An 8,135-nucleotide genomic window follows, 5' to 3' on the forward strand; every position below is an offset into this window, starting at 1 on the left:
TTCTCCTGTCTCACCGTGCCGGGGAGTTTTCCAACTGCTGCGCCAAACTTCGCACCGATGGTGCGTCGAACAGCGCGAGCATCGTCAGATTGGCCTCCAGGGCTGTATTGATCGCAGCGACCACACGCATGGCCCCAAGCGAATTACCGCCGAGATCAAAGAACGACTCGTCCACTCCGACACGGTCCACGCCAAGCACATGGGCGAAGATGCTGGACAGGATCTGCTCATTCAAGGTGGCCGGCGGGCAATACGCACCGTTGGTACCCCGCGCTTCGGCGGCCTGTACCGCGCTCCACTCGCTCCACCGATCTCGGCCAATACCGTTCAGCAGATCCAGCGACGACAACTTGCGGCCAGGATGCGCGGTCATCGCGACCAATACCTGATTGAACCTCTCGATCAACTCCTCGATACTCTCCGCGTCGAACACGTCGGTGTCGTACTGCACACGAAGTTCCAGTTCTCGGCCAGGCCCGGCCTGTACCGCGATCGGGTAGTGGTAGTAGTCACGACTGCTGAAGCCGGTGATGGACAATTCGCCGAAGTCAGCGGCCGCCCCTGTGCTGGTCGGATAGTTTTCGTACACGAACACGGTGTCGAACAGTCGTTCCTGGCCGGTGATCCGATGGATATCACTGAGCGCCAGATGCTGATGCTCCAACGTGTCATTGTGCGCACCCTGCAACTGACGCAACAACTCTTCGGTAGTACTCGCCCCGGAAATCGTGGCCCGCACCGGCACCGTGTTGATCAGCAGACCCACCATCGACTCGGCACCAAGCACCTCAGCCGGACGACCCGAAACCGTAGTACCGAACGCCACATCGTCCTGCCCACTCAACGAACTGAGCAGCAACGCCCACGCACCCTGCAACACCACATTGACCGTCGTCCGACACGAACGCGCCAATTTGGTAAGGGATCTGGTGGTTTTCACCGGCACCCGAAAGAGGCCAACACTGCGGCGCCCAAACTGCAGCTTCTGCGGCGGGCCGACCAGCACCGGTGTCTCGAAACCTGCCATCGCCTTGCGCCACGCTACCTCTGCCGCATCGCGATCCCGTTCGGAAAGCCACGTGACAAAACTGCGATACGACGTAGCCGGAGACAGCCGCACCCCGTGATATCCCGCAAAGATCTCCTGCATCAGAATCGGCATCGACCAACCATCGAGAACAATGTGGTGATTGGTAAGAACGAACCTGTGCTGGTCCTCGCCGGTCCGGATAAGCACAGCCCGGAACGCGGGCTGTGCGGCGAGATCGCAAACCGCTGCGCGCTCAACGACACATACCTGCTCAATCTGCTCATCAATGCCGAAATCATCTACACCCGTAGATAATTCGATATATCTCCAGGGAGCCACGGGGTCAGCGGGAATGATCTGCAATGGTTGTTCAAACTGGTCACAAAAGCGAGCTGCCAGATGCGGGTGCCGCACAACCACTGCCTGCAACGCCTCACGCAGCCGGTCCGCGTCCAGTGCACCACTGAGCGCGATATCGAACTGCACCGCGTACACATCGTCACCTGAGCTGTTCGCAATGCCCGCATGGAACAGCAGACCCTGCTGCAAGGGCGTCAGCGGCAACACGTCAGCAATCGGGAACTGACTCTGCAGCCCGTCGATCTGCTGCTGACTGAGCCGAGCCGGAGCGATATCCGACGGGGTCAATCCGCCTCCGCCCCTTCGCACGTGCGCACAGATTCCAGCCAGTGCGTCGAACCACAGCCGGTTTATCCTGGTCACCGCCATGCGATCCAGTGCCGTAGGCGCCCATGTCCAGGTGGCGTTCAAGTGCGGCCCGGTATCGGTATCGATGGTCACCGCGTTGAGTTCCACGGTGTGTGGCAACGCAATCGGCATCGCACCCGCAGCACCTGTCAATGACAGTCCGTCTTGGCTGAATCGCCATACGTCTCCGGATGAGTACGCCGCTGGGGATCCCAGGCGGCCCAGGTAGTTGAATCCGATCGCCGGATCGGATTCAGGAAGATCCACCTCCGGGTTCAGATACCGCAAGAGACCATAGGTCAGACTATCGGGCATGGCCCGAAGCTGCTCCTTGGCATCCTTGATCACCGCCCCCAGCGCCGCATCCCCGGCCACCACCTGCGTCCACCGCAGCCCACCAACAGCCAACGACACCGGATACTTCGTGGTGAACCAGCCCACCGTGCGCGACAGATCAACACCGCCATCGCCCACACCACCCAACTCCGCCAACTCCTCCTGACGGCCATGACCCTCCACATCGATGGCGATCGGTGCGCCACCGGTACCCAAGTGTTGAGCCCAGGCCAAGGCAAAGGCGATCAACAGAATCTCGTGTACTCCGGCATGGAACGCGGCAGGCACCTCACCGAGCAGCATGTGTGTGGTCTCGGCATCCAGAAACTCCGTCAGGTATCCGGCCGAGGCGAACGTGTCTTCAGCCGGCTGCGGGGCAGCCAGACTCGAGGTGATGGACCCCACCTGCCGCCATGCCGGGGCCTGACTCACCACGTTCGGGTGGCGCGCATGCTCGGCCAACCGATCCGACCACCGCTGGAACGATGTGCCTGCGGGCGGCAGCAGCACCTCTTGCCCGCCACGCAGCTGAGTCGAGGCGATCGTGAGATCCTCCAACAGAATCCGCCAGGAAACTCCGTCAATGGCCAGGTGATGAACGATCAGCACCAGTTGGCTCGTGGAAGCCACCCATAGCCCGCTCAACATCACCCCGGCCGCCGGATTCAGGCGCATCCGCGCCTCCACCAGCGCTTGATCGGAGAGAACATCCACCGTGCACAGACAGTCTGCCGCGGCGATCGCGCCCGGCTCGGGCACCGTCAACGACCACCCACCGTTGTCGTCATCGGTGGCCCGCAGGCGCAGCATGGCGTGCCGGTCAAGCAACGCCTGCAACATGATGACTACCGCTGCCTCAGTGACACCGGTGGGCGCCTGCAACACCACCGTCTGGTTGAACTCCCCAATGGGTCCTTCAATTCCCTTGAGCCAGTGCATTATCGGCGTGGCTGCCATCGGTCCGATGCCCTCGTCGACAACACCATCCGAACCGTCGGCCATTCTGACCACCCGCGCGAGCCGGGCCACGGTCTGCTGTACGAAGATGTCTCGCGGTCTGCCGACCAGGCCCGCGCCGTGGGCCCGCCACACCACCTGGATGGCCGAAATGCTGTCGCCGCCCAGATCAAAAAATGAGTCATCGACACCGACTCGCTCCAGGCCCAGAACCTGGGCATAGATGCCGGCCAGGATTTCTTCGACGGGGCTGGCCGGTGCCCGATAATGGTCGACATCGGTGTATTCCGGTGCGGGCAAAGCCTTTTTATCAAGCTTGCCGTTGACCGTCAGCGGCAAAGCCGCCAAGGAGACCACCGCGGCGGGAACCATATAGCTGGGGAGACAATCGGCCAGCCGAGCGCGAACCTTAACGGGGTCAGCGATACCGGTGATGTATCCGACCAGACGCTTGTCACCGGGACGGTCTTCACGAGCGATCACCGCGGCGTGTTCCACGCCGGGCTGGGCGACGAGCGCCGCATGAATTTCGCCCAGTTCGATGCGGTGTCCACGGATCTTGACCTGTTCATCGGCGCGCCCCGCGTACTGCAGCTGCCCATCGATGCCCCAGCTCGCCAGATCGCCGGTGCGATACATCCGCTGCCCCGCGGCTCCCTCGAAGGGACATGCCACAAACCGGGACGCCGTCAGGCCGGTCCGGCCCACATATCCGTAGCCCAGCCCCGCGCCCGCCACATATAGCTCACCCACGACACCGGCCGGTACCGGGTGCAACGCACCATCAAGCACAAAGAACCCCAGATGCGCCAGAGGGCCACCGATCGGGCTTGCCAAGCGCTCCATATCCGCCGCGACGATCTCGCGGAACGAGGCATGCACCGTCGTCTCGGTGATCCCATACATGTTGACCAACCGGGGTAGCGCAGGATGCCGGTCCAGCCACGGCTTCAAACGTTGTGGCTCCAAGGCTTCCCCGCCGAACACCACCACTTCGATACCGAGCTGTCCGACGGACTCGGTACCCATCGCATCGACGGTCTGCAAGGCATAGAACGCCGAGGGCGTCTGGCTCAACACACTCACCTGCTCATCGACCAGCAAGGCGTGAAACTCTTCGGGCGACCGCACCACCGTCTCGGACACGATCACCAGCCGCCCGCCATGTAACAACGCGCCGAAGATCTCCCATACCGAAAAATCGAAAGCCAGCGAATGGCTCTGTGCCCAGACCTGACCCGCGGACAGCTCCAGGTCGTCCGCCAGTGCCCGCAGCAGACCAGTCACGTTCCGGTGCGCGATGGCAACACCTTTCGGCACACCCGTGGTGCCTGAGGTATAGATCAAGTACGCGACATCATCAGCGGTCAGCCCCGTAAGCGGCGTGCTCACCGGCTGGGCTCCGAGTGCCGAATCGTCGACATCGATAACCACCACACCGCGCCCGTCGAGGCGTTCCACGAGATCGACAGTGGTCACAGCGACCAGAGGCTCGGCGTCGGACAGCACGAATTCCAGGCGTGCGTCGGGCACCGAGGGATCTATGGGCAGGTAGGCGGCACCGGTCTTGAGTACTGCCATGATCGCGACGATGGCCTCCGCCGATCGCGGAAACAGCAGCGCCACTCGTTCTCCAGGCCCTGCGCCGTACTGAATAAGTAAGTGTGCCAGCCTATTCGATGCTTCGTCCAGCTCCTGGTACGACAGGTGTCCATCCCCGAAACTGACGGCGATCGCTCCCGGAACGCGAGACACCTGCTGTGCGAACAAGGCCGGTATCGACACCGAGGTCGCCGGCCGCGACAACTCCGCGCGATTGCCCCACTCGTCCAGCTGCGCCAGCTCTTCGGCAGTCAGCACCTCGATTCCCGACAAAGGCAGGGCCGGGTCGGCGGTCATGCTCTCCAGCACCCGCTGGAGCCGACCGATGAGCGCCTCGACACTCCTCGCGTCGAACACATCCGTGCGGAACTCCACTGTTCCCGAAATCCCCTCAGGCTCACCTGCTTCGGTCCACGACTCGGCGAGTGAAAATGACAGATCCGTGCGAGCGGAATGGGTGTCCAGCGGCAGCTGGGTGAGCTGCAGATCCGCCAACGCCGCTCCACCACGTGAATCTCCGATCTGCCCAGGGATGTTTTGCCACGCGAACATCACTTGCACCAACGGGTGGTGGGTCAGCGACCGTGTCGGATTCAATCGCTCAACTAGCAACTCAAACGGCACGTCCTGATTCTCGAAGGCCCCCAGACTGCGTGCCCGCACTTGGGCCAGCACATCGGCAACGCTGGGGTCTCCCGCAAGATCGACCCGCAGCACCAGGGTGTTGACGAAGAATCCGACCAGCTCATCCAGTGCCGGATCACGACGACCGGCGATCGGGAATCCCACGGCCACATCAGAACTCGCGCTGAGCTTAGAGAAAAGCACGGCGAGGGCGGTCTGCATCACCATGAAGCTGGTCGCATTGTGCTCGCGGGCCAAGCGATTGACCCGCCGCTGCAGATCGGCCGGCCATACCACCTCTACCCTGGAACCACTTTGATCAGCGACCATGGGATACGGCCGATCGGTCGGGAGTGCCAGGCGCTCGGGCATCCCGGCCAGGGCGTTCTCCCAGTAGGCCAGCTGCCGTGAGATGCGGCTGTCGTCGTCATCGAGGTCACCCAGTTGTGCACGCTGCCAGAGCGTGTAGTCGGCATACTGAACGGCCAGCGGTTTCCGGTCAGGGTCTTGCCCCGCACACCGGCTCACGTAGGCGACTCCCAGGTCCGCCACCAGCGGGGTGATGGACCAGCCGTCCGCGGCAATGTGGTGCACGACCGCCACGAGGATGTGCTCGTCCGCGGCGACACGGAAAAGCCTTGCTCTCATCGGAATCTCGGAGGACAGGTCGAAGCAGTACTGGGCTGATTCCGTGATCGAGGCGTCCAGGCGCTCAGTCTGCCAGTCCGAGGCATCAACGACATCCCAGCCGAACTCGGCCTGTTCGACGGGAACGATCAGCTGCTGCGGTATCCCGTCGACCGACGGGAACATGGTGCGCAGGCTCTCATGGCGAGCCAGCACATCCACGAACGCCGCACCCAGGGCGGCGACATCAAGCTGGCCCCGCAGCCGCAGCCCGACCGCCAAGTTGTATACCGGAGATGGACCATGCAATTGGTCGATGAACCACAGGCGACTTTGAGCGTACGACAGTGGCATCACTGCGGGTCGCGTCCCCGCGATCAACGGCTCAAACCGGCCTTCGTCGCCCCCGATACGGAGCATCAACTGCGCAACCGTCGGGGCGTCGAACACAGCGCGTTCCTCAAGGCCGGCGTCCATCGACCGATTGAGCGCGGCGACCAGACGCATCGCCAGCAGTGAATCCCCACCCAGATCAAAGAAGGAGTCGTCGATACCGACCCGATCCAGGCCCAAGACTTGGGCGTAGATACCGGCCAGAATCTCTTCGGTCGGATTTGTCGGAGCCCGATACTGGTCGACGGATTGATACTCCGGTGCGGGGAGCGCGTTCTTGTCGAGCTTACCGTTGACCGTCAAAGGAAGACCCGGAACGGCTACCACTGCCACAGGCACCATGTACGGCGGCAGTCTGTCTGCCAATGCCGCACGCAGCCCGGAGGGATCGGCGGCGCCGGTGATGTAGCCCACCAACCGCTTGTCGCCAGGACGGTCTTCGCGGGCGATCACCACAGCCTGCCCGACACCATCCAAACCGTTGAGAACGGACTGGATTTCGCCGAGTTCGATCCGGTGTCCGCGAATCTTGACCTGTTCGTCGGCGCGGCCCAGATAGCGCAGCTGCCCGTCCTCACCCCAGGACACCAGATCTCCGGTGCGATACATCCGGCTGCCCGGTCCCCCGAACGGGCAAGCCACAAATCGTGTGGCGCTCAGCGGTTCCCGCCCCGTGTAGCCATAGCCCAAGCCCGCGCCCGCCACATACAGCTCGCCGACGACGTCCGCCGGAACCGGCTGCAACCACTCATCGAGGACAGCGAATGCGAGGTGTCCCAGTGGAACTCCGACCGGACTGCCCACGTCCCCGATATCCGCGGTGCTGATCTCGCGGAACGAGGCGTGCACCGTCGTCTCGGTGATCCCATACATATTGATCAGTCGCGGCGATCGCGGATGGTCCTGGAACCAACTGCACAGGCGCTCGGGTTCCAGTGCTTCCCCGCCGAATATCACCGCTTCCAGGTCGAGTTGCGCGTCTTGTGGCCGGGCCAGGTCTGCGGCCAACAGCGCATAGAACGCCGACGGCGTCTGACTCAACACATCGACCTGCTCATCGACCAACAGCGCATGAAACTGTTCCGGTGACCGCACCACCGTGTCCGACACCACCACCAGCCGGCCGCCGTGCAGCAGTGCTCCGAAGATCTCCCACACCGAGAAATCGAAGGCCAGCGAGTGGCACTGTGACCACACCTGCCCCGGCGAAAACTCCAGCCGAGCATCGATTGCCGCTAGCAAGCGGGTCACGTTATGATGCGGGATAGCAACACCTTTCGGCGTGCCGGTGGTGCCAGATGTGTAGATCACGTATGCGATATCGTCTCCGCGCGGCGGCGCGGGCGCACCAGGGACGGTGGCCGATTCCCCATCGGCCGGCACACCGTCGATATCGATGACCGGCAGGCCGTAATCAGCCAACCTGCCCGCCAACACCGCAGTGCTCACCGCGACCACCGGCTCAGCATCGGACAACACAAACCCCAACCGCGCATCCGGCACCGACGGATCAATCGGCACATACGCCGCACCCGTCTTCAACACCGCCATAATCGCCACCACGGCCTCAACCGAACGCGAGAACAACAACGCAACCCGACGCCCCGGACCCGCACCATGCCCGACAAGCACATGCGCCAACCTGTTCGACGCCTCATCAAGCCCACGATAGGTAACCGCACGCCCACCACAACTGACCGCAACAGCCCCCGGATCACGAACCACCCACCGCCCGAACAACTCCGGAATCGACACAGAAGTCGCAGGCAGATCCAGGGCCGCCCGATTGCCCCATTCTTCCCATTCGGCGCGGTCGTCGTCACCCAGATCCATCGACAACAGCCGCCTGGTCGCATCG

The 8,135-nt window shown here is 62.9% G+C and carries 1 protein-coding gene; it reads right to left on the reverse strand.

Annotation, left to right across the window (positions count from 1 at the left end; translation table 11 throughout):
* Positions 1 to 10: 10 nt before the first annotated feature.
* On the reverse strand, positions 11 to 8,110 hold the full coding sequence (locus ABG82_RS26285; protein WP_456152422.1) for an amino acid adenylation domain-containing protein: 8,100 nt from the start codon (positions 8,108 to 8,110) through the stop codon (positions 11 to 13).
* Positions 8,111 to 8,135: the final 25 nt, after the last annotated feature.

Origin of the sequence: Mycobacteroides immunogenum (assembly GCF_001605725.1) — a bacterium.
GTDB lineage: Bacteria > Actinomycetota > Actinomycetes > Mycobacteriales > Mycobacteriaceae > Mycobacterium > Mycobacterium immunogenum.